The sequence below is a fragment of the Aeromonas sp. R10-1 genome, from assembly GCF_040908465.1.
GTDB classification, from domain to species: Bacteria; Pseudomonadota; Gammaproteobacteria; order Enterobacterales; family Aeromonadaceae; genus Aeromonas; species Aeromonas caviae.
Window position 1 is genome coordinate 42,534 of the sequence record NZ_JBFODT010000022.1, and the last position, 19,654, is coordinate 62,187.

At 63.8% G+C, this 19,654-nt stretch carries 18 protein-coding genes; 5 read left to right on the forward strand and 13 right to left on the reverse strand.

Translation table 11 applies throughout. The features are described from left to right. Positions 1-26 precede the first annotated feature (26 nt). Complete coding sequence (locus tag AB5Y93_RS09885; protein WP_279988534.1) at positions 27-1,460, forward strand: DUF2867 domain-containing protein; 1,434 nt, start codon at positions 27-29, stop codon at positions 1,458-1,460. A 179-nt stretch (positions 1,461-1,639) separates the two neighbouring features. After that, positions 1,640-2,896: a malic enzyme-like NAD(P)-binding protein gene (locus AB5Y93_RS09890; protein ID WP_368229260.1), complete on the forward strand. Its 1,257-nt coding sequence runs from the start codon at positions 1,640-1,642 to the stop codon at positions 2,894-2,896. A 72-nt stretch (positions 2,897-2,968) separates the two neighbouring features. On the opposite strand, the gene AB5Y93_RS09895 is transcribed toward AB5Y93_RS09890, so the two are convergent. The 4 genes from AB5Y93_RS09895 to trmA all read right to left on the reverse strand — a co-directional run bounded on the left by AB5Y93_RS09895 (position 2,969) and on the right by trmA (position 6,861). Beyond that, a complete protein-coding gene (locus AB5Y93_RS09895) occupies positions 2,969-3,151 on the reverse strand; it encodes a hypothetical protein (RefSeq protein WP_010676075.1) in 183 nt (60 codons plus the stop codon). A 54-nt stretch (positions 3,152-3,205) separates the two neighbouring features. Beyond that, on the reverse strand, positions 3,206-4,531 hold the full coding sequence (gene rstB, locus AB5Y93_RS09900; RefSeq protein ID WP_368229261.1) for a two-component system sensor histidine kinase RstB: 1,326 nt from the start codon (positions 4,529-4,531) through the stop codon (positions 3,206-3,208). A 224-nt stretch (positions 4,532-4,755) separates the two neighbouring features. Beyond that, the gene (gene rstA, locus AB5Y93_RS09905; RefSeq protein ID WP_039039674.1) at positions 4,756-5,463 is read right to left on the reverse strand and encodes a two-component system response regulator RstA; all 708 of its coding nucleotides are present in this window, start codon (positions 5,461-5,463) and stop codon (positions 4,756-4,758) included. Positions 5,464-5,727: 264 nt separating this feature from the next. Then, positions 5,728-6,861 (reverse strand): tRNA (uridine(54)-C5)-methyltransferase TrmA, encoded by a 1,134-nt coding sequence (gene trmA, locus AB5Y93_RS09910; protein WP_368229262.1) that lies wholly within the window; start codon positions 6,859-6,861, stop codon positions 5,728-5,730. A gap of 169 nt (positions 6,862-7,030) precedes the next feature. Here trmA and AB5Y93_RS09915 point away from each other — a divergent pair, with 169 nt between their 5' ends. Both AB5Y93_RS09915 and AB5Y93_RS09920 read left to right on the forward strand, forming a co-directional pair. Continuing rightward, the gene (locus AB5Y93_RS09915) at positions 7,031-8,152 is read left to right on the forward strand and encodes a DUF5610 domain-containing protein (protein ID WP_049636071.1); all 1,122 of its coding nucleotides are present in this window, start codon (positions 7,031-7,033) and stop codon (positions 8,150-8,152) included. Positions 8,153-8,246: 94 nt separating this feature from the next. Continuing rightward, positions 8,247-8,780, forward strand: coding sequence for an ATP--cob(I)alamin adenosyltransferase (locus AB5Y93_RS09920; protein ID WP_042016441.1), 534 nt, complete (start codon positions 8,247-8,249; stop codon positions 8,778-8,780). Between the two features lie 154 nt (positions 8,781-8,934). Here the strand turns inward: AB5Y93_RS09920 and malZ are convergent, their stop codons facing one another. From malZ to AB5Y93_RS09965, 9 genes are all read right to left on the reverse strand, one after another. Then, positions 8,935-10,764 (reverse strand): maltodextrin glucosidase, encoded by a 1,830-nt coding sequence (malZ, locus tag AB5Y93_RS09925; RefSeq protein ID WP_368229263.1) that lies wholly within the window; start codon positions 10,762-10,764, stop codon positions 8,935-8,937. A 245-nt stretch (positions 10,765-11,009) separates the two neighbouring features. Next, a complete protein-coding gene (locus AB5Y93_RS09930; RefSeq protein ID WP_319885945.1) occupies positions 11,010-11,858 on the reverse strand; it encodes an HDOD domain-containing protein in 849 nt (282 codons plus the stop codon). Between the two features lie 69 nt (positions 11,859-11,927). Further along, a complete protein-coding gene (locus tag AB5Y93_RS09935) occupies positions 11,928-12,347 on the reverse strand; it encodes an META domain-containing protein (protein WP_010676067.1) in 420 nt (139 codons plus the stop codon). 178 nt (positions 12,348-12,525) lie between these two features. Beyond that, entirely contained in the window at positions 12,526-13,887 is a 1,362-nt protein-coding gene (gene yegD / locus AB5Y93_RS09940) for a molecular chaperone (protein WP_010676066.1), read from the reverse strand. Positions 13,888-13,991: 104 nt separating this feature from the next. Then, complete coding sequence (locus AB5Y93_RS09945) at positions 13,992-14,981, reverse strand: 2-hydroxyacid dehydrogenase (RefSeq protein ID WP_042864752.1); 990 nt, start codon at positions 14,979-14,981, stop codon at positions 13,992-13,994. Between the two features lie 77 nt (positions 14,982-15,058). Continuing rightward, positions 15,059-15,538 (reverse strand): CreA family protein, encoded by a 480-nt coding sequence (locus tag AB5Y93_RS09950; RefSeq protein WP_202044764.1) that lies wholly within the window; start codon positions 15,536-15,538, stop codon positions 15,059-15,061. A 21-nt stretch (positions 15,539-15,559) separates the two neighbouring features. Further along, on the reverse strand, positions 15,560-16,006 hold the full coding sequence (locus AB5Y93_RS09955) for a DUF962 domain-containing protein (RefSeq protein WP_042864753.1): 447 nt from the start codon (positions 16,004-16,006) through the stop codon (positions 15,560-15,562). Positions 16,007-16,196: 190 nt separating this feature from the next. Then, complete coding sequence (locus tag AB5Y93_RS09960; protein ID WP_010676062.1) at positions 16,197-17,057, reverse strand: hypothetical protein; 861 nt, start codon at positions 17,055-17,057, stop codon at positions 16,197-16,199. Between the two features lie 156 nt (positions 17,058-17,213). Next, positions 17,214-17,600 (reverse strand): TraR/DksA C4-type zinc finger protein, encoded by a 387-nt coding sequence (locus AB5Y93_RS09965; RefSeq protein ID WP_010676061.1) that lies wholly within the window; start codon positions 17,598-17,600, stop codon positions 17,214-17,216. A 462-nt stretch (positions 17,601-18,062) separates the two neighbouring features. Between AB5Y93_RS09965 and AB5Y93_RS09970 the strand changes: the two genes are divergently transcribed. Then, entirely contained in the window at positions 18,063-19,394 is a 1,332-nt protein-coding gene (locus AB5Y93_RS09970) for a glutamine synthetase family protein (protein WP_010676060.1), read from the forward strand. Positions 19,395-19,654 lie beyond the last annotated feature (260 nt).

A 19,654-nucleotide genomic window follows, 5' to 3' on the forward strand; every position in this document is an offset into this window, starting at 1 on the left:
TTGGCTCAACCAAGGGAGAAGAGCCGATGCGCACATGTCTGGTGATGGGAGCTGCCGGGTACATAGGATCCTACCTGGTGCCCCATCTGCAGGGTCTGGGGTACAGGGTCATCGCCGGGGCCCGTCGTCCCTGCCGTCTGCCGGAGGGGGTGGCGTTTCGCCTCGCCGACAGCCTCAAGCCTGCCACCCTGCCCCCTGCGCTGGCGGGGGTCGACACCGTCTTCTATCTGGTACACGCCATGGGGGCGGGGGCCGGTTTTCACCGGCTGGAGCAGCAGGGAGTGAAGAACTTCGCCGCCGCCGCCCGTGCTGCCGGGGTGCGCCGCATCGTCTATCTCGGCGCCATCCAGCCCGAGCCCTGCAACAGTCGCCACCTCAACTCCCGGCGCTACTGTGGCGAGCTGTTTCGCAGCGCAGGGGTGCCCACGGTAGAGTTGCGTGCCGGCATCATCATAGGCCCAGGCTCGGCGGCGTTCGAGGTGATGCGGGATCTGGTGTACAACCTGCCCATGATGGTGACGCCCAAGTGGGTGCGTTCCCGCACGCCCCCCATCGCCCTCTCCAACCTCTTGCACTATCTGGGCGGGCTGGTGGAAGCCGACGGGGTGGATGGCCAGATCTTCAATGCGGCCGGCCCCGAGCTGCTCAGCTACCAGCAGCAGCTCCAGAAGTTCGCCGCCCATATCGGCAAACGCTGCCCCATCATTCCGATCCCCTTTTTGAGCCCCCGGCTCTCCGCCTGGTGGCTGCAGTTCGCCACCTCGGTTCCCCAACCCATCGCCAAGGCGCTGGTGGGGGGGCTCAAGCACGACATCCCGGCGGATGACGGCACCTTGCGCGCCCTGTTGCCCCAGCATCTGCTCAGCTTCGACGAGGCGCTGGCGGAGAGCCTGGCGCTGGAGCAGAGGCTCGGTGCCGAGCAGCACGGGGAGGAGACGCCCCTTGGTCTGCGCTGGCGCCATCCCGAATATGGCTTCTACGACCGCACCGCCAGCGGGGAGGCGGATTGCCTCGCCGCCCCCGAGGTGGTGTGGCAGGTGTTGCAGCAACTGGGGGGTGAGCAGCGCTACTTCTACATGAACGAGCTGTGGGTGGTGCGCGAATGGATGGATCATCTGATCGGCGGCCCGGCCCGGACCCGGGGGCGCACCAACCCGGATCGCTTCGTGAAGGGGGACATGCTGGACTCCTGGCAGATCCTCGGGGTGGATGAAGGACGCAGGCTGGATCTGTTGTTCAACATGAAGGCCCCCGGCGTCGGTCGGCTGGAGTTCAACATCCAGCCCCTGGAGTCCGGCCTGACCCGGCTGCGGGTGACGGCCCACTGGCATCCGCAGGGGGCCTGGGGGCTGGCCTACTGGCTTGCCATGCTGCCGTTCCACCTCTTCATCTTCCAGGGGATGACGGAGGCCATCGCCCGGCAGGCAGAGGCAAAAGCCGGCATTCCAGTCATGGATTGAAATCGAATCTATAACTAATTGGGTAATTTGGGGTGGCATGACATGCTACTGACTAGCGTGTCATTGCTATCCAGCGATATTTTATGCTGTGAAAGGGCGAGGGATTTCTTTATGATCCTCAGCCCTCGCCCGCTGGCGAGCCAACGCATCACTCATTCATTTCCGTATCGGGGTCCCCCATGTCCGATCAGCAGCACGATCTCCGCCAACAGGCACTCGACTACCACGCCCAACCCGTTCCGGGCAAAATCGCCATCGCCCTCACCAAGCCCGCCGAGACCGCTCGCGATCTGGCGCTGGCCTACAGCCCGGGCGTTGCCGAACCGGTACGCGAGATCGCCGCCAATCCGGCCGATGCCTACCGCTACACCGGCAAGGGCAACCTGGTGGCCGTCATCTCCAACGGCACCGCCATTCTGGGGCTGGGCAATCTGGGCCCGCTGGCCTCCAAGCCGGTGATGGAGGGCAAGGCCCTGCTGTTCAAGCGCTTTGCCGGCATCGACGCCATCGACATCGAGGTGAAGCACGAGACCAGCGCCCAGTTTATCGATACGGTGGCCGCCATCGCCGACACCTTCGGCGGCATCAACCTGGAAGACATCAAGGCCCCCGAGTGCTTCGAGATTGAAGAGGCGCTGATCGCCCGCTGCGACATCCCGGTGTTCCACGATGACCAGCACGGTACCGCCATCGTCACCGCCGCCGGGCTGCTCAACGCGCTGGAAGTGCAGGGCAAGGAGATTGGCACCAGCCGCATCGTCTGCATGGGCGCAGGTGCCGCCGCCACCGCCTGCATGGATCTGCTGATCAAGTGCGGGGCTGCGCCGCACAACATCTTCATGCTGGACCGCCAGGGTGTGATCCGCAGCGGCCGCACCGATCTCAACCAGTACAAGCAGCGTTTCGCCAACGACACCTCCCTGCGTACCCTGATGGATGTCATCGACGGGGCTGACGTCTTCGTCGGCGTCTCCGGCCCGGACGTACTGCCCGCCGAGGCGGTGGCCCTGATGGCCCCCAACCCGGTGATCTTCGCCTGTTCCAACCCGGACCCCGAGATCAAGCCTGCCCTGGCTCACGGAGTGCGCGGGGATCTCATCATGGGTACCGGCCGCTCGGACTACCCGAACCAGATCAACAACGTGCTCTGCTTCCCCTTCATCTTCCGCGGCGCCCTCGACGCCCGTGCCAGCCGCATCAACGATGCCATGAAGATCGCGGCAGTGGAGGCGATCCGTGCTCTGGCCAAGGAGCCGGTACCCGCCGAGGTGCTGACCGCCGCTGGCGTGAGTGAACTCGCCTTCGGCAAGGACTACGTCATTCCCAAGCCCATGGATGCCCGCCTGCTGCCGCGGGTTGCCCGTGCCGTGGCGCTGGCGGCGGTTGCCTCCGGGGTGGCCCGCATCGAACTGCCAGGGGATTACATGCTGGGTTGAGTCACGGCAAGCGCGCAAAAACAAAAGGGGCCCCCTGTCGGGGGCCCCTTTTTCATGGCGGAAGCGGGCGGCTTACTTGGTCTTGGGGGCAACCTTGACGGCCGGCGCCTTGGCGTGGGCAGCCTTGTGATGCTTTTTCACGACCTTGGTCTGGGTGGCGTGGGGAGCGGCGGCCTTGGTCGGGGTGGCGGCCATGGTAAAGCCGGAGGTCAGGGCGAAGACAGCGGCCAGAGTCAGGGGGATCAGCTTGTTCATATTCCAGTTCCTCGTTCGGTTTGATGACATGGAGCGTTTCTCCATGACTTCATCCTAGGGTTGTTCGACCTGCGGTTCAGTGAGCGACTGGTGACGGTTTGTATCCAAATGTACGGGCAGGGTCAGGCAGAAACGGGCACCGCTGCTGCTTGGCAGCAGTTGCACCTCGCCGCCATGGTGGTGGGCGATGCTGCGCACGATGGCCAGCCCCAGCCCGGCGCCGCCGGTGCGTCTGTCCCGGCTCTGATCCAGGCGCACGAAGGGCTCGAAGATTTGCGGGGCCAGCGCGGGATCGATGCCGGGGCCATCGTCGGCCACCTCCAGCAGATAGTCGTCCCCCTGTCGCGCTATGCAGAGGCTTGCCTGGCTGGTGGCATGGCGCAGGGCGTTGCCGATGAGGTTCTCCAGCGCCCGGTCTAGCAATCGGGTGTCGCCGCGCCAGGGCAGAGCCATGGCCGGGCGCACGAAGTCGAGCTGCTTGTCCGGTCGCAGGGCCTGCCAGTCGGCCAGGCGGCTGCCGGCCCAGCTGCCGAGCTCCAGATCGCTGCATTGCAGCGGCAGTTCGGGGCGATCGAGCCTGGCATAGGTGAGCATCTCCTCGATGAGGGCATCGAGGGCGCCGAGGTCCCGCTCCAGTCCCTGCTGCTCCTCGGGTGAGGGAGGCTCGGCCAGCATGGCGAGGCGATAGCGCAGCCGCACCAGGGGGGAGCGCAGCTCGTGGGAGATGGCGTCGGTCAACTGCTTGCGACTGGCCAGCATGGCCTGCAACTGCTCCGCCATCTGGTCGAAGGTGCGGCCGACCCGGCCCAGGCTGCTGCCGGGCGGCAAACGGGTGCGACAGGAGAGATCCCCGTCGCCGACCCGGCGGGCGGTCTGTTCGAGCTGTTGCAGGCCGCGCCAGTGGGGGCGCAGCCAGAGCAGGATGGGCAGGCCGAGGGAAAGGCCGATGAGCAGCAGCAGCCCCACGTCCACCCAGTGCAGCTCGTGCAGGTAGGAGAGGTAGGGGACGGGGCCGACGATCAGCACCTTGTCGGTGTTCGGGATGCGCTGCAGGAAGGTGTCATCCTCCTCGACGATGACGATGTTTCCCGCCTCGAGGAAGGCCTGATCCTCGCTGGCCAAGGGCTGGTTGGCGAGGACGCCGATCTGCAGCGGCAGATTGAGCTGGCGGCTCTGCTCGCCGGTGCGGGTGGCCCAGTGTTCCGGCGGCAGCCGGGCCAGCTCGCCAGTGAGCAGGCCGAGGGAGCCTTGCATCATCCGCTCCAGATAACGGTCCCCCGCCCGCTCTGCACTGACCTGATAGACCAGCCCGATGAGCAGAATGGCGAGGGTGAAGCAGCCTATCAGCAACAGATAGAACTGGATAAACAGGCGTCGCATGGGGGCTCTCCTCTTGCCTGGATTGCGTCTGGACATTGCCTTGTTGCCTCTCATCCCCAACCCTTCTCCCGCAAGGGGAGAAGGCTGAGTGCATCAAGGTCATTCGGCGGGGCTTATTCCCAGGCCTGGGGCACCAGCAGGTAACCTGGCGCACCGTCTTGATCCAGATCGAGTTGTTGCTGTCATTCCCTGGCTTCTGGTGTGCAGGCGTGTGAGACACCAGCTCATTCCCAAGCCTGGGGTACGAGTAGATAACCCTTCTGGCGCACCGTCTTGATGCGGGTCGGGTTGTTGCTGTCATCCCCGAGCCGGCGGCGCAGACGGGAGATGGCCACGTCCATGCTGCGATCCTGGCCGTCGTAGTCGCGCCCCCGCAGGCTGCGAAACAGCGCCTCCCGCCCCAGGATCTGGCCCGCGTGGCAGGCCAGCTCCCACAGGAGGTCGAAATCGGCGGTGGAGAGGGGAATGCTCTCCCCATCGAGGCGCACGTCCCGACCCGGGCCGTCTATCTGGAGGCGGCCGAACTGCAGGCGCTGGGGCGGGGCGGCGGGGACCACGGCCTGCTGGCTCTGCCCCTGCTGGCGGAATTGGACTCGTAGCCGGGCCAGCAGCACCGGGGGGGGCGTGGTCTTGAGGATGTAGTCGTTGGCCCCCAGCTCCAGGCTCAGGATCTGGTTCATGTCGCTGTCCAGCGAAGTGAGCATGACGATGGGGCCGGCAAAGCGCGGGCGCAGATCCCGGCACAGGGAGAGGCCATCCTGCCCCGGCAGCATGATGTCGAGCAGCACCAGATCCGGCTGCTCGGCCAGGGCCCTGTCGAGTGCCCGGTCACCCCGGGTCTCCAGCATCACCTCGATGTCGTGGCGACCGAGCCAGCTGCTGATGAGCTGGCCTATCTCGGGATCGTCTTCAACAAACAGAACGCGTGGCATGGTGGCGTGGTTCCCCGGTCATGGCGTGAGTGGGCGTGTCGCCAGCATAACGGCTGCGTCCGCGCTCTGCACCGGGATAACTAATCAATGCGGGGGTTTTTGCCCTTTCTCCCGGGGGAGAAGGGGGGACAGGATGAACCGGTTGGCATCGGGCCGCCCCACTTGTCCCGTGGCGGGTCGGGGCAGCGCGATGAGGCAGGATCCGCGCCCTTTAGTGGCCAAAGCGGCTCCGGCTGCCATGGAGCAGCCGGGGAACCGCCCGGATCAGCCGCCCTTGCGCTTCAGGTACACCCCGGCTTCCATGTGGTGGGTCCAGGGGAACTGGTCGAACAGGGCGAAGCGGGCGATCTCGTGGGTTTCACCGAGCACGGCCATGTTGGCCTGCAGTGTCTCGGGGTTGCAGGAGATGTAGAGGATGTTGTCGTAATCCTGCACCAGCTTGACGGTGGCGTCGTCCAGACCGGCCCGGGGCGGGTCGACGAAGATGGTGTTGCACTGGTAGGCGCCGAGATCGACCCCCTTGAGGCGGTTGAACTCCCGCTCGCCGCGCATCGCCATGGTGAACTCCTCCGCCGACATGCGCAGGATGATCAGGTTGTCGACACCGTTGGCGGCGATGTTGAACTGGGCGGAGTCCACGCTCGGCTTGGCGATCTCGGTGGCCAGCACCTTGCGAAAGTTCTGCGCCAGAGCGATGGAGAAGTTGCCGTTGCCGCAGTAGAGCTCCAGCAGGTCCCCCTCGCTCCCCTTGGTCACGTCCAGGGCCCAGCCCAGCATCTGTTCGTTGATGGCGGCGTTGGGCTGGGTGAAGCTGTTTTCCACCTGCTTGTAGACCAGCTCGCGCCCCTGCACGGTCAGGCGTTCGATGACGAAGTCATCCCCCAGGCAGATCTTCTGCTTGTGGGCGCGGCCAATCAGTTGCAGCTCGAACCCCTTGGCACGCAGGTCGGCCTGCAGCGCCTCGGCGGCCTGCTGCCACTCGACTTCCAGCTTGCGGTGGTAGAGCAGGCTGACGCAGATCTGGCCGGACTGGGTGGAGAGATAGTCTATCTGGAACAGCTTCTTGCGCAGCACGGGGTGCGGGCGCAGCCCGGCCAGCAGCACAGGCATCAGCCGGTTGATGAGCAGGCTGGCGGTGGGGAAGCTGTCGACCCGGATAATCTCCTTGGTGGCCGGTGCATACATGCAGTGGAAGAGGTCGTCCCCCTCATGCCAGATCCGGAACTCGGCGCGCATCCGGTAGTGTTCGGCGGGAGAGGCGTGCAGCTCCAGCGCAGGCGGATTGAAGGGGGCGAACAGCTGGGTGAGGCGATCGCGCTTCTCGTCGAGCTGGGCCTGGTAGTCGGCAGGAGTCCGTCTGCCCTGGGCGTCGGCGGAAGATGGCTGGGATTGAGTCATGGATACCTCGCATGCACCGGGCTGAGCCGGGGAAAGACCGGGGGAAGGCCGCAGCCAACCAAAGGGTGGGGATTTTAAAAGGCCGTTGCGGATTGTCCAAGTTTTTTGTGGTCAAGAAGTGGCCAGTCGGGCCGATAACCGATCCACCACTATAGGCGGGAGAGTAATGATGCAAATTGATGGCATGGGCGCAGCCCAACCCAAGGGAGTGGGCATTGCTCCCAAATCGCCTCAACAGACGGAGTCGAAGACGGCGGACAAGGGGGATGAGGTCTCCCTGAACAAGCCCCCGAAATGGGCCCAGGTGCTGATCCAGCAGGCGCTGCAATTTGCGCTGGAGATCAACGGCCAGGGCTACAAGGCACCCAAGGTGCAGGAACCCCAGGAGATCACCCCGGAGACCCTGTTCGATTTCCAGTCGGTGGCGGACAACGTGTTGCAGTTCGTCACCGGGAGGATAGGCGCGGCCCGTGCGGACGGCAAGTCCGACGACGACCTGACCAAAATGATGGAGCAGGCCCGCAAGGGGGTGGACAAGGGCTTCGGTGACGCCAGGAAGCAGCTCGGTGACTGGGCGGACAACGAGGACATCAAGACCGGCATGGATCAGAGCTACAAGCTGATCCAGAAGGGGCTCGACGAGTTCGAGAAGGAGTTCTTCGGCAAGGTGTCGACCACGGATCTGGGGGATGCCAGGATGGCCAGCCGCCAGCAGGCCCTCCTCGAGATCGAGACCCGGGACGGGGACAAGGTGATGCTGCGCTTCAGCGACAGCTGGCAGTTCAAGTCCCAGAGCGACGGGGGCGGCAGCCAGTTCAGCCTCAAGTCGAGCCAGAGCTTCGACTTCTCCCTGGAGGGGGATCTCGACAGTGCCGAGATGGATGCCATCGGCACCCTGGTCAAGGGGCTGGACGAGCTGGCCGGGCAGTTCTTCAAGGGGGGCGACGGCAAAACCCTGGCGGACGGGCTGAACGGGCTGCAACTGGATGACAGCCAGCTGGTCTCCTACTCCCTCAAGCTCAAGCAATCGGCCAAGTTGAGTCAGACCTACCAGGGGGCCAGTTCCCTGCAGGAGAGCCTCAAGCCCCTGGCGGACTACCTGCCGAGGCTCAGCCGGTTGCAGCAGCAGGCCGACGCCCTGCTGCCCCCTTCCCAGCAGGAGGCGCTGACGCCCACCGTGCTGGCGGCGCGGGGTCAGGACGGGGCGACCCAGGGGGCAGGCTTCATGGGCTTCAACCAGCGGATGCTGGAAGCCATGAGGCTGCTTGGCCAGCAGATGGCGACCGGCTAGTCTGGCGACGCCCCCGTGATGCCGGCGGGGGCGGGGTGTTTGCCAGCCCGTCCCCGGGCTGGCACACTGCCCTTTTCCCCAGCCCGGCGATGCCATGAACCCCAAGAAGCCAAGAGACAAGCGCGAGCTCTGCTACCCCTTCATCTTCGAAACCCAGTTCCAGTGCGACTACGAGATCGCCACCGACGAGCTCTGCTGCCAGGTGGGGGCCGTGCTCTCTCATCTGATGCCGGATGAGGATACCCGGCCCGTGATGGCGGATCTGGCGACCCTGCAGCGGCTCATCTACAACCTCAACGGCTCGGTGCGGGGACGGCTCGGCATCTTCGAGGAGGATCTGGACTGGCTGAAGGGACGGTACGATCACTACAACGAGGCGAGTCGCGGCCGGGTGACCGGCTTCGTGCTGCCCCAGGGGCCCCAGCCCATTCCCACCCTGCACCTGTGCCGCTGTGGCAGCAAGAAGGTGGTGCGTCTGCTGGTACGCCTGGAAGAGAGCGGCGTGCGCTTCGATCCCATCCTCTATCGCTTCGCCAATCTGCTGGCCAACTTCTTCTTCGTGCTCACCGTCTACCTCAAGCAGGCGTGGGATGTGACCGAAGTCCCCTATGTCAGCATCAACTACTGATGAAGAGATGATGTTTGATGTATTCGTCGCATCACACATGGCGACGTAGGGCTATCGGATCGAAAAACAGCGATGAGGCAGCATCCGCCACTTCGGTGGGTGCGGGCATAAAAAAACCGGCGCCCCGAGCGCCGGTTTTCTATTGCCGCGATCCCTAGCTCGACAGCAGTACCCTGGCGGAGTTGGCCGGGATGGTGAGCTGCACCACCCCCTGCACCACCTCGAACTTGTCGCCGTTGAAGGCGTCGGTGAAGCGGCTGGCGGGGCTGGCGGTCTGCCACAGGGGCAGGCTGATGGTGCGGGGCTCCGTGGGGTGGCGGTTGCAGGCGACCACCACCTGATCGCTTTGCAGGGTACGGGCGAACACATAGCTGTGAGGGCCGGCGTAGAGGGTCTGGATGTCTCCCCGGCGCAGGGCCGGGCGCTGGCGGCGCAGCTGGATCAGGCGGCGATAGTGGTCGTGCAGCACGTGATCCCAGTCGGTAGTATCCCAGGGGAAGCAGCGGCGGCAGTCCGGGTCGTTGCCGCCGGAGAGCCCCACCTCGTCGCCGTAGTAGATGGAGGGCACGCCGATGTAGGTGATGAGCAGGGTGGCGGCGAGTCGCATCCGCTGCTTGTCTTCTCCCAGCAGGTGCAGGAAGCGGGCGGTGTCGTGGCTGTCCAGCAGGTTGAACTGGGCCAGCTGGTTCTTGAACGGAATATGGGCCCGCGCCAGCTTGAGCCAGTGATCCAGCTCGGTGGCGCTGATCTTGATGGGGTGATAGGCGATGTCCTGCCCCGCCAGGAAGGCGCGGATGGGGTGGGCGAAGCCGTAGTAGTTCATGGCGCCGTCCTCCTGATCCCCCTGCAGCCACTGGCTCGCCTCGAAGAAGTGCTCGCCCAGCACGTAGGCGTCCGGATTCTCCTGCTTCACCGCACCGCGAATGGCGCGCACGTGGCCGCGATTGCCCTCGGCAGTGCCTCGCTCCCCCAGCATGTGGATGACGTCAAAGCGCCAGCCATCGATCTGGTAGGGGGCGCGCATCCAGTAGCGCAGAATGGCGTTGTCTGCCCGATAAACGGCGTCCTGCACCTGTTCACTTGAGAAATCCAGCTTGGGCAGGCTGCGGATCCCTTTCCAGCTAACATAATCCCCTTCCTGATCGAAGGTGTAGAAGCTGCGCCAGGGGGAGTCCGGGTTGCTCTGGGCGCCCAGCGGCGGGCAGAACCAGGGGTGCTCGGTGGAGGTGTGGTTGACCACCGCATCCAGGATGATCCTCATGCCGCGCTGGTGCAGGTTGCGGGTCAGCTCGGCAAACTGGGCATTGGTACCGAGGTGCGCATCCACCTTGAAGTAGTCCTGAGTGTCGTACTTGTGGTTGCTCGGCGAATCGAAGATGGGGTTGAGGTAGAGCGCCGTCACCCCCAGGGATTGCAGGTAGTGCAGCTTGGCGTCGATGCCCGCCAGATCCCCGCCGTAGAATTCACAGGCGCCGTGCCCCTCTTCGTGGCGGCTGACCGGCTCGCCCCAGGCCTTGCTGATGACCGCCTTGCCCCTGTACTCGTACTCGTGATGCTTGACGCTCAGCGACGGGTCGCCGTTGCAGAAGCGGTCGGGGAAGATCTGGTAGAACACCTGATCCTGCACCCAGGCCGGGGGCTGGTGATGGCTGTTGAAGCGGAAATGCTGCTCCCGCGGCGGCATGGCGGCGCTGACGCCCGCCCCGTGCAGCCACCACTGCTCCTCGTCGGTGAGGCACTTGAAGCAGTAGAGGTGGATCTCCTGCCCCTTGGCCAGCGGCAGTTCGACCTGCCAGACCTGAAGCCTGTCCCGGGGGGCGACCGGCGTCATGGCGACCAGATACTCCTCGTTGTCCGGCTCGTGGCGCAGCCACACCTCGCGGATGGGGGCGTCCAGCTCGCTGAACAGGGTGAGCTGCAGGGTGTCGGCACTCTCTTTGAACCAGGGTGCCGCCTGGGGGTGAAACAGGAAGGGATGGGTCATGGTATCTACTGTGTCAGAGAGGCTCAGGAGTGGGGGATGGGCGCAGGCCATCTTATCCCGTCCATGGGCGTGTGTATGTGGCGACCGGTCAGAATGAGACGGTGCTTCCGGCTTGGCTGGGCGGCCTGCCGTGACGCTATTGGGTCAGCAAATCGGCCAGGGCGTTGCCCTGTTCGTGGAGCTGCTCCAGCTGATCCGCCAGAATGAGACGGGGATCCGGCTCCTGCTGATCGGCCGTTGTGCATCTACTGGGTCAGCAAATCGGCCAGGGCGTTGCCCTGCTCGTGGAGCTGCTCCAGCTGATCCGCCAGTCTGGCGGGATCCAGCCCCAGCTGGTCAGCCAGGGTTCTGGGGAAACGGGCGATGATGGCCTGGGCCGGTACGCCGGCCTGCCAGGCGAAGGAGACGAAGACGGCGAGCCGGATGAGCACGGCCTCCTTGCTGACCGGATCGTGGGAGAGGGGGTCGAGCTGCTGGGCGATGGCATCCACGAAGGCGGGCGACAGGTTCCAGCGCCGCGCCAGCTCTGCGCCGAGCTGGGCATAGTCGTAACCCAGCATCTCCCGCTGGGCATCGACCCGGCTGCTGCCTTTCTCGATGGCCAGATTGATGAGCCCCGCCTCTTCCGGCAGGGTGCTCTGGATCAGCAGCTCGCCGATGTTGTGAATGAGGGCGCAGGTGAAGGCGGTCTCGGGATCCACCGAGGTGGTCTGCTGTGCCAGGGTGCGGGCAATGGTGGCTACCTGGAAGGTCTGGGTCCAGAAGTGGAGCTTGTCAAAGCCGGGGGGGGCCTTGAAGCTGCTGATGATGCCGGAGGCGACCACCACGGAGCGCAGGCGGTTGAAACCGAGGCGGATCACCGCCTGTTCGATGGAGGTGATTTCATTGCCACGGCGCAGGGCGGCGGAGTTGGCCATCCGCAGTACCTTGACGCTGATCACCTGGTCCATGGCGATCTTGGCCGCGATCTCGTCGATGCGGGCATTCTCGTCGTTGAAACTCTGCATCAGCTCGTGCAGCAGTTTCGGAATTGTGGGCAGTTGCTTGATCTTGCCAAACAGGCGATCCATCGACATGGCTGAGGCAGCCTCCATTGCTAACAATGCCTCATATTGTGCCACAGCCTGGCCAGTTGTTCCTGCTGGCGAGCGGTTTTGTGAGCCCTAGTACACCCAGTCTTGCAGTCTGTATTCCAAACGGTGCCGTTTTCCCTGGAGGATCAGGGTCTGGGTGGAACCGCTCAGTGTGGCCCCCTCCGTCAGGGTGGCGAGCACGGCCTGCTCTATCAGATCGAGTTCGGGGGGGCAGGCCATGGCGGTGCTGCCGAGGCTGGTGACCCAGAGCTTGTTCCCCTTGAGGTGACCCTGGCCGAAGTAGCGGTTGCAACCGGCGATGCCGTTGACGGTGAAATGCTCACCTATCTCGATGTCGGGGGGATTGCTGCGGCGGCTGGCGATGGCCTGGCCATCCAGCCGATCGAGCACCCAGTGATGGTGTTGCAGGTCTTGCGAGGCAAAGCGGGGAGCACTGCTGCAGGCGCTGAGCAGAAGCAGGGCGAGCAGCAGTAGCAGGTATCTGGGCATTGAAGGGGCTCCGGTGGTGGGTATGACAAGCATACCCGTCCCCGGGCCCGGGCGGCAGGGCGAGGGGGGAGGAGCCCGACCGCTTCTGTCGCCCCGGGGGAAGAGGGGGTGTCGGCAAATGGCAACACCCGCCCCGAGCGAACCTGTCTACCGGTTGCCCATGGCTCCCCTGGCCGTTTCAGTCCGCAAACAGGCGCTCGGCATAGCGGGCGAGGCCCGAGGCCACCGAACCGAAGTCATCACCCCCCTCCAGCGGTACCTTGGGCAGTTTCTGCTGGATGAAGGCCTTGATGAGGGGGGAGCGGGCACTGCCGCCGGTGACGAAGACCCGGTCAGGCTGCACGCCTGCCGCCTGGATCGCCTCGTCCATCAGCTCGCCAATCTTCTCCAGCAAGGGGGCGGAAGCACTGGCCAGCTGGGGGCGGGTGAGTGCCGCCTCCAGCCCTTTTTCCAGCTCGTTCAGGGTCTGGTGATTGTGCTCGTGGTCGGAGAGGGCGATTTTGCCCTGCTCGGCGCGCCACACCAGTTGATGGCTCAGCTTGTGGGCCCGCAGGCTGGCAAGGCGCGGGAGCTTGCTGCCGGGTTGGCTGTCGAGCTGGAGATCCTGCAACTGGCGGGCGGTATCCAGGCTGTAGAAACGGCTCTGGGCACTGACGTCATTGATGGCGGCGGCGTCCCAGAACAGGGGATGGGGCAGTGGCTTGCCGGTCTTGAGGGTCTCGTGCATGCCGAGCAGCGGCATCATGCCCTCAACGGTCAGGCGGATGTCGAAGTCGTTGCCCCCGATGCGCTGGCCGCTGTGACCGAGCAGGTCGCCGCTGCGATCCAGCTGGTCACGGTGGCTCGGGCCCATGCGCAGCACGGAGCAGTCGGTGGTCCCGCCCCCGATGTCCACCACCAGCACCACCGCATCCTCGGTGAGGCGCGCCTCGAACTCGAAGCCGGCGGCCACCGGCTCATAGAGGAACTCCACCCGCTCGAACCCGGCGAGGCGTGCCGCCTCGCTCAGGATGGCGATGGCCTGGCGGTTGCTCTCTTCCCCCGCCAGTCCCTGGAAGTTGACCGGTCGGCCGATCACCGCCTGGCGGATGGTGCTGCCCGTCTGCTGCTCCGCCTCCCGGCGCACGTGCAGCATCATGGCGCAGACGATGTCCTCGAACAGGGCGATCTGGGGAGCCTTGAGGCCATAGGCCCCGAGAAAGGATTTGGGGGACTTGATGTAGTAGCCCTCGTCCGGCTCTTCCAGATAGCGCGCCAGCGCCGCACCGCCGAAGCTCAGCTCGTCGATGAGTCCCTCTTCGCGCATCTGGCGGCGCACCGCCTGTGCCCGGGTCACCACGGGACCGCGCAGCTTGAGGTATTCGCTCTGCTGGACGGGGGCCAGCCCTTCGGCCAGGAGGCCGGCGATGGCGTCCCGGTGGGGGGCGTGCAGGGTGGAGGGAAGGTAATGGGAACCGGAGAGGGTCAGCAGCCTGGGGCTGCCCTGTTCCATCACGGCGACGGCACAGTTGGAGGTACCGTAATCAAATCCGATGAACATGCTGGCCAGACTCCTGTACAAAAAAGGGCTGGTAGCCTACCCGATGCCGCCGGGTCTCACAACCCGGCGGCGGGATCAATGGCGTGGAGACAACGCCTCAGGGATCACTCCACTTCGTTGTCAGAGCGGCCCTGGCTCTCGATGGCCTGGATGTTGCTGAGGGTGGTGTCGGCGATGGCGTGCAGTGCCTCCCGGGTCAGGAAGGCCTGGTGACCGGTGAACAGCACGTTGTGACAAGCAGACAGGCGGCGGAAGACGTCGTCGGTGATCACCTCGTTGGACTTGTCCTCGAAGAAGAGGTCTTCCTCCTCCTCGTAGACGTCCAGCCCCAGGGCGCCGATGCGGGCAGTCTTGAGAGCCTCGATAGCGGCGTTGGAGTCGAGCAGGCCGCCCCGGCTGGTGTTGATGATCATCACCCCGTCCTTCATCTTGGCGAAGGCCTCCTTGTTCAGCAGGTGATAGTTCTCCTTGAACAGGGGGCAGTGCAGGCTGATGACATCGGACTGACGGAATAGGGTGTCGAGATCCACGTACTCGGCGCCCAGATCGATGGCCGCCTGGTTCGGATAGGGATCGCTCACCAGCAGGCGCATGCCGAACCCCTTGAGGATGCGCAAGGTGGCGATGCCGATCTTGCCGGTGCCTATGATGCCGGCGGTGCGGCCATGCATGTTGAAGCCGACCAGCCCCTCCAGGGAGAAGTTGGCGTCCCGGGTGCGCTGATACGCCTTATGGATGCGGCGGTTGAGGGTCATCATCAGGCCCACCGCATGTTCGGCAACGGCCTCGGGGGAGTAGGCAGGCACCCGCACCACCTTGAGTCCCAGCTCCTTGGCGGCGGCCAGATCCACGTTGTTGTAACCGGCGCAGCGCAGGGCGATGACCCTGGTGCCGTACTGCGCCAGCTCGGTCAGCACTTCGCGGTCGGCATCATCGTTGACGAACAGGCAGACCACGGGGAAGCCGTGGGCGAGACGGGCCGTCTTGGCCTCCAGCCGCACGTCGAAGAACTCCAGATCGAAACCGTACTGGGCGTTGGCCTGGTGGAAATGTTCCTTGTCGTAGCTCTTGGTACTGAAAACGGCGACTCTCATGGTGCGCTCTCCGTAGATAATGATGTGGTTAAATTACAACAAATAGTGACCGTCATCACGGGATAAGTGGTGCTGTTTCAACCCCAGGGCATGATGGGGACGGCACTCACCGCACTCTTGTACGAACCATCCACCAACTTGGTGCTGTAAGTCAGATAGACAAGGGCATTGCGCTTCTCGTCGTAAAAACGCACCACCTTCTGCTCCTTGAACACCAGCGAGGTGCTGACGTCGAACACCTCTTCCCCCGCCTTCAGCTTGGCGGGCAGGGTGATGGGGCCGATCTGGTGGCAGGAGAGGGAGGCGTGGGAGGGATCTTCCGCCAGCCCGAGTCCGCCCTTAACGCCACCGGTCTTGGGGCGCGCCAGATAGCAGGCGACGCCGGCGATTTTCGGGTCGTCGAACGCCTCCACCAGGATCTTGTGGTTGGGGCCGAGCAGCTTGAAAGCGGTGCTCACCTCGCCGACGGGATCGGCCTTGTCGGCCAGCACCGGGCCGGCCATCACTGCCCCCAGCAGCAGGGGCAGGGGGCGAGCAAGGGTCTGAAGATGTCTCATGGTCTCTCCTGTTGGCCTCCCTCAGAAGGGGATGCCCAAACGACGATAGAGGCTGGCCAGCACCCAGGCGGGGCCTACCAGCAGAAATTGCAGGTCGGTGAGAAAGGAGGGGCGTTTCCCCTCGATATGGTGACCGACGAATTGAGCTATCCAGAACAGCACGAACCCGATGAGGGCAGGCCACAGCAGCGGCCCCTGCCAGACGTGGCAGAAGGCCAGCCCCAGGGCGGTCAGGGCCGTCATCCCCGTAAAGATCGTCAACGACAGCCGCAGGTAGAAGACCAGCACCGGGATGGCCACCAGCCCCGCCCAGTTGAGGGACGCTGGCAGGGGACCGGCGGGCAGACACCAGAGCAGTGCCAGGATGCAGAGGTAGATGCCTGGCACCGCCACCTTGTGGATGGCCACATTGACGGGGTGTTGATGGCTCTGGCCGTAGTCGCGAAACCAGTCATCCAGTCGTTTCATGGCACCTCCCTAGTGCGCGTATTGAGGCCGGGCGACCTCGGGTTCCTGTGCGTCTGCGGCGGGCTGCGCCCACCGGATGGGATGACCCGCGGCTGATCACGCTCCCGGCGGCGGATATTCCCAACGTCGGAGGCCGTGTCCGTTCACGCTCGCAGCGGTGGATATTCTCAACGCCGGATATCGTGTCCATTTACTCCTGCGACGGTGGATACTCCCAATATTGGGCCGGAATGCTTTTGAGCAAGGGGGTCATGTCGGGATTGGGCAGGGCGATGGTGACTCTCTGCTCCAGATTGGCGCTGGCCAGGGCCTCGCGGATCTTGGGGTTCTCCCGAAAGAACGCCATGAAGCTGCCGTCGGCATAGGCACGCTCGAGGCCGGTCTGGATCGCCTTGGCCAGCTTCGGCGACTCCGGGCTGACGAAGAAGAACTCGGCGAAGGGGTAGCGGATCAGCAGGTGCTGATCGATCACCAGGTTGGGATATTGTGCCGCCAGCTCGCTGCGTTCGGCGAAGATTTCCACCAGACCACGGGGGAAGAAGTCCAGCTTGTCGCCGTCATTCATCAGGCGAAACAGGTTGCTGTAGCGCCCGGCATAGGTGGGAATGCCTGCCAGTTCCAGGATCTTGTTGTCGGCCCAGCCCACCCCCTGTGCGGCTTTCAGTTTCTTGAGGTCTGCCAGGGTGTTGATCTGGTTGAACCGCTCCTGGGCATCGGCGTGGATGAAGGAGAGGCGCAGCCCTTCCAGGCCACGAAACAGCGGGATTGGCACTGCGGTGAGGGAGGATTCCAGCGCGCTGGAGGTACCCATCCAGAACACATTGATGACCTTGCCCTTGGCAAGCGCCTGCTGGAGGCTGTACTGGTTGAGATTGAGGTCGACCCGCTCCAGCTTGTAGGGCTGCCCGGCGTGGTTGAGCGCCAGTTCCAGCAGCTTGAGCTGGTATTCGTTGTCGAGATCGTTGATCGGTCGGCTGGGGACCTTGACGGTGAGCGTCTGTGCTTGTGCCAGCAATGGCAGGCACAAGCACAGCCTGATGAGCCATTTCACGCTTTGATCTCCTGTAGGATCCGGGACTTGCCCGGAGTCTAACAGAAGTTGTCACGCTCTTGCTGTGAAAGGGGCCGGGGATCACCCGGCCGCGTCATCTTCGGGCATGGCCTGCCCTGTGCCCGGCTCGTACCTAGGCCGGGCTTGTTCGCCGCATCAGGCGACGCGACGGAACACGTGAGTGTCGTTGAATTCCTTGGTGCTCTGGCATTCAACACAGAAGCGGGACTCGGGACGGGCCTGCAGCCGCTTGAGAGAGATCTCGTCGCCACAGGATTCGCAATAGCCGAAATCCCCTTCATTGATGCGCTTCAACGCCCCTTTCAGCTTGCGCAGGTGCAACTTGTCGTGCTCGATGCGGTTCAGCTCCAGGCGACGGGCCTCCTCGACACTGGCACGGTCAATTTCATCCGCCATCTCGTTGGTATCGGTGGCGATAGCCTGGCTGGCCTGGGAGTTGAGACGTTCTTCGAGCTCAAGGATTTGTCGCTCGATCTGGCCTTTGTAGAAGGTCAGTTGGTCTTCTGTCATGAAATCACACATACGGTTTGCTACCAGTCAGTTTCCCAATGTTACCCATTGATGGGGGCTGTCTGTCGTCAGACCAAGCCCTTGTATCCCGTTTTGCACCAAATCCATGCAGGAGAGTGCAAATCAGGGCGGGCCTTGTACCAAAAAAATGCAGACATGCAAAGGAAATTGGATAAGGAGTGTGCGCCCTTGCAAAGAAATGGGCCTTCTCCGACAGGGTCTGACTGAGTATCGAACGAGATCCCGCCGCCGTTGGCATCGAGCTTGCAGTGGGCTGATCGTGACACAAAGTGTTTAGTATTTGGTGCCGCGCTGGTCATTATACAGGCCGTTACTTATAGTTTTTTAAACACCGCTGCTTGACAAAGGCCTTTATCACGGGCTTTTATGGTGTGGTCGATTACATTTTCTTAACAAGGGTGTTCCTTATATTAGACACCCTTGACAATGGCAACCGTAAAGTCGGGGTTTAACATGGACAGTATCAAGGGCTGGATGGAGAGCAATCGCATCACGGAAGTGGAGTGCCTGTTTCCGGATTTCACCGGCAATGCCCGAGGCAAGATCATTCCAGCCAACAAGTTTCTGCGCGAAGGAGGCATGCGGCTGCCCGAGGTCATCTTCACCCAGACGGTGACCGGCGAGTACCCGGATGACGACAGCATGATAGACCCGCTGGAGCGGGACATGCAGCTCTATCCCGATCCCAACACCATTCGTTTCGTACCCTGGGCGCTGGAGCCCACCGCCCAGGTGATCCACGACTGCTTTGACGTCAACGGCAAGCTCATCGACATTGCTCCCCGCTCCGTGCTGCGCCGGGTTCTGTCATTCTACGAGAAGCAGGGCTGGAAGCCGGTGGTGGCGCCGGAGCTGGAGTTCTACCTGGTGACCCGCAACGAAGATCCCGACTATCCGCTGGTGCCGCCGGTGGGCCGCAACGGCCGCCCGGAAACGGCCCGCCAGTCGTTCAGCATCGATGCGGTGAACGAATTTGACCCCATCTTCGAGGACATGTACGACTACTGCGAGGCCCAGGAGCTGGAGGTGGACACCCTGATCCACGAATCCGGTGCCGCCCAGATGGAGATCAACTTCCTGCACGGGGATGCCATCGATCTCGCCGACCAGGTGTTTCTGTTCAAGCGCACCATGCGCGAGGCCGCCCATCGCCACGGCATCTATGCCACCTTCATGGCCAAGCCCATGAGCAACGAACCGGGTTCCGCCATGCACATCCACCAGAGCCTGGAAGACATGGATGGCAACAACCTGTTTGGTACCAGCGAAGGGGGCAACTCCGATCTGTTCATGCACTTCATCGCCGGCCTGCAGAAATACACCCCGGCAGTGACCGCCCTGCTGGCGCCGAACGTCAACTCCTACCGCCGCCTCACCTTTGGCGAGAGTGCGCCGCGCAACGTGCAATGGGGGGTGGAAAACCGCACCTGCGGCCTGCGGGTCCCCTTCTCCGAACCGAGCGCACGCCGGGTCGAGAACCGCTTCGCCGGGGCCGATGCCAACCCGTATCTGGCCCTGGCCGCCACCCTGGCCTGCGGCTACCTCGGCATGCTGGAGAAGCTGGAACCCATGCAGGAGATGAAGGCGAGTGCCTACGACCTGCCCTATAGCCTGCCCCGCTCGCTGGAGGAATCGCTGAGCCACCTGGAGCAGTGTGAACCCATCAAGGACATGCTGGGGGAGCGCTTCATCCGCGCCTTCGTGGCCGTCAAGCGCAAGGAGTACGAGACCTATTTCGGCGTGATCAGCCGCTGGGAACGGGAATTCCTGCTGCTGAACGTCTGATCTGTCCCCGGGGGAGGCGAGGCCTCTCCCCGTCATATCGCAAGCAAGGGGCCGAAGGCCCGTCTGGCGGGGGCGCCCGCGACCCGGAAGGCACCGAGTAAAGGTGAGGCCCGCTCCCGCAATGGAGAGGGGGTCACCTGCAATCAACTGGCGACGATGTTCGCCCCATGGAAAGGCATCGAGCAGGCAAGAGAGTGCCAGCCCCGTGAATGGCAGTGACCGGGCAGGCCATCCGTGCCCTCATGAATGGCGACAAGATT

What these genes read in the sequence shown, in the direction of transcription:
- AB5Y93_RS09885 (WP_279988534.1), top strand. Translation starts at nt 27, where the DNA reads ATGCGCACATGTCTGGTGATGGGAGCTGCCGGGTACATAGGATCCTAC.
- AB5Y93_RS09890 (WP_368229260.1), top strand. Translation starts at nt 1,640, where the DNA reads ATGTCCGATCAGCAGCACGATCTCCGCCAACAGGCACTCGACTACCAC.
- AB5Y93_RS09895 (WP_010676075.1), bottom strand. Translation starts at nt 3,151, where the DNA reads ATGAACAAGCTGATCCCCCTGACTCTGGCCGCTGTCTTCGCCCTGACC.
- rstB (WP_368229261.1), bottom strand. Translation starts at nt 4,531, where the DNA reads ATGCGACGCCTGTTTATCCAGTTCTATCTGTTGCTGATAGGCTGCTTC.
- rstA (WP_039039674.1), bottom strand. Translation starts at nt 5,463, where the DNA reads ATGCCACGCGTTCTGTTTGTTGAAGACGATCCCGAGATAGGCCAGCTC.
- trmA (WP_368229262.1), bottom strand. Translation starts at nt 6,861, where the DNA reads ATGACTCAATCCCAGCCATCTTCCGCCGACGCCCAGGGCAGACGGACT.
- AB5Y93_RS09915 (WP_049636071.1), top strand. Translation starts at nt 7,031, where the DNA reads ATGCAAATTGATGGCATGGGCGCAGCCCAACCCAAGGGAGTGGGCATT.
- AB5Y93_RS09920 (WP_042016441.1), top strand. Translation starts at nt 8,247, where the DNA reads ATGAACCCCAAGAAGCCAAGAGACAAGCGCGAGCTCTGCTACCCCTTC.
- malZ (WP_368229263.1), bottom strand. Translation starts at nt 10,764, where the DNA reads ATGACCCATCCCTTCCTGTTTCACCCCCAGGCGGCACCCTGGTTCAAA.
- AB5Y93_RS09930 (WP_319885945.1), bottom strand. Translation starts at nt 11,858, where the DNA reads ATGGAGGCTGCCTCAGCCATGTCGATGGATCGCCTGTTTGGCAAGATC.
- AB5Y93_RS09935 (WP_010676067.1), bottom strand. Translation starts at nt 12,347, where the DNA reads ATGCCCAGATACCTGCTACTGCTGCTCGCCCTGCTTCTGCTCAGCGCC.
- yegD (WP_010676066.1), bottom strand. Translation starts at nt 13,887, where the DNA reads ATGTTCATCGGATTTGATTACGGTACCTCCAACTGTGCCGTCGCCGTG.
- AB5Y93_RS09945 (WP_042864752.1), bottom strand. Translation starts at nt 14,981, where the DNA reads ATGAGAGTCGCCGTTTTCAGTACCAAGAGCTACGACAAGGAACATTTC.
- AB5Y93_RS09950 (WP_202044764.1), bottom strand. Translation starts at nt 15,538, where the DNA reads ATGAGACATCTTCAGACCCTTGCTCGCCCCCTGCCCCTGCTGCTGGGG.
- AB5Y93_RS09955 (WP_042864753.1), bottom strand. Translation starts at nt 16,006, where the DNA reads ATGAAACGACTGGATGACTGGTTTCGCGACTACGGCCAGAGCCATCAA.
- AB5Y93_RS09965 (WP_010676061.1), bottom strand. Translation starts at nt 17,600, where the DNA reads ATGTGTGATTTCATGACAGAAGACCAACTGACCTTCTACAAAGGCCAG.
- AB5Y93_RS09970 (WP_010676060.1), top strand. Translation starts at nt 18,063, where the DNA reads ATGGACAGTATCAAGGGCTGGATGGAGAGCAATCGCATCACGGAAGTG.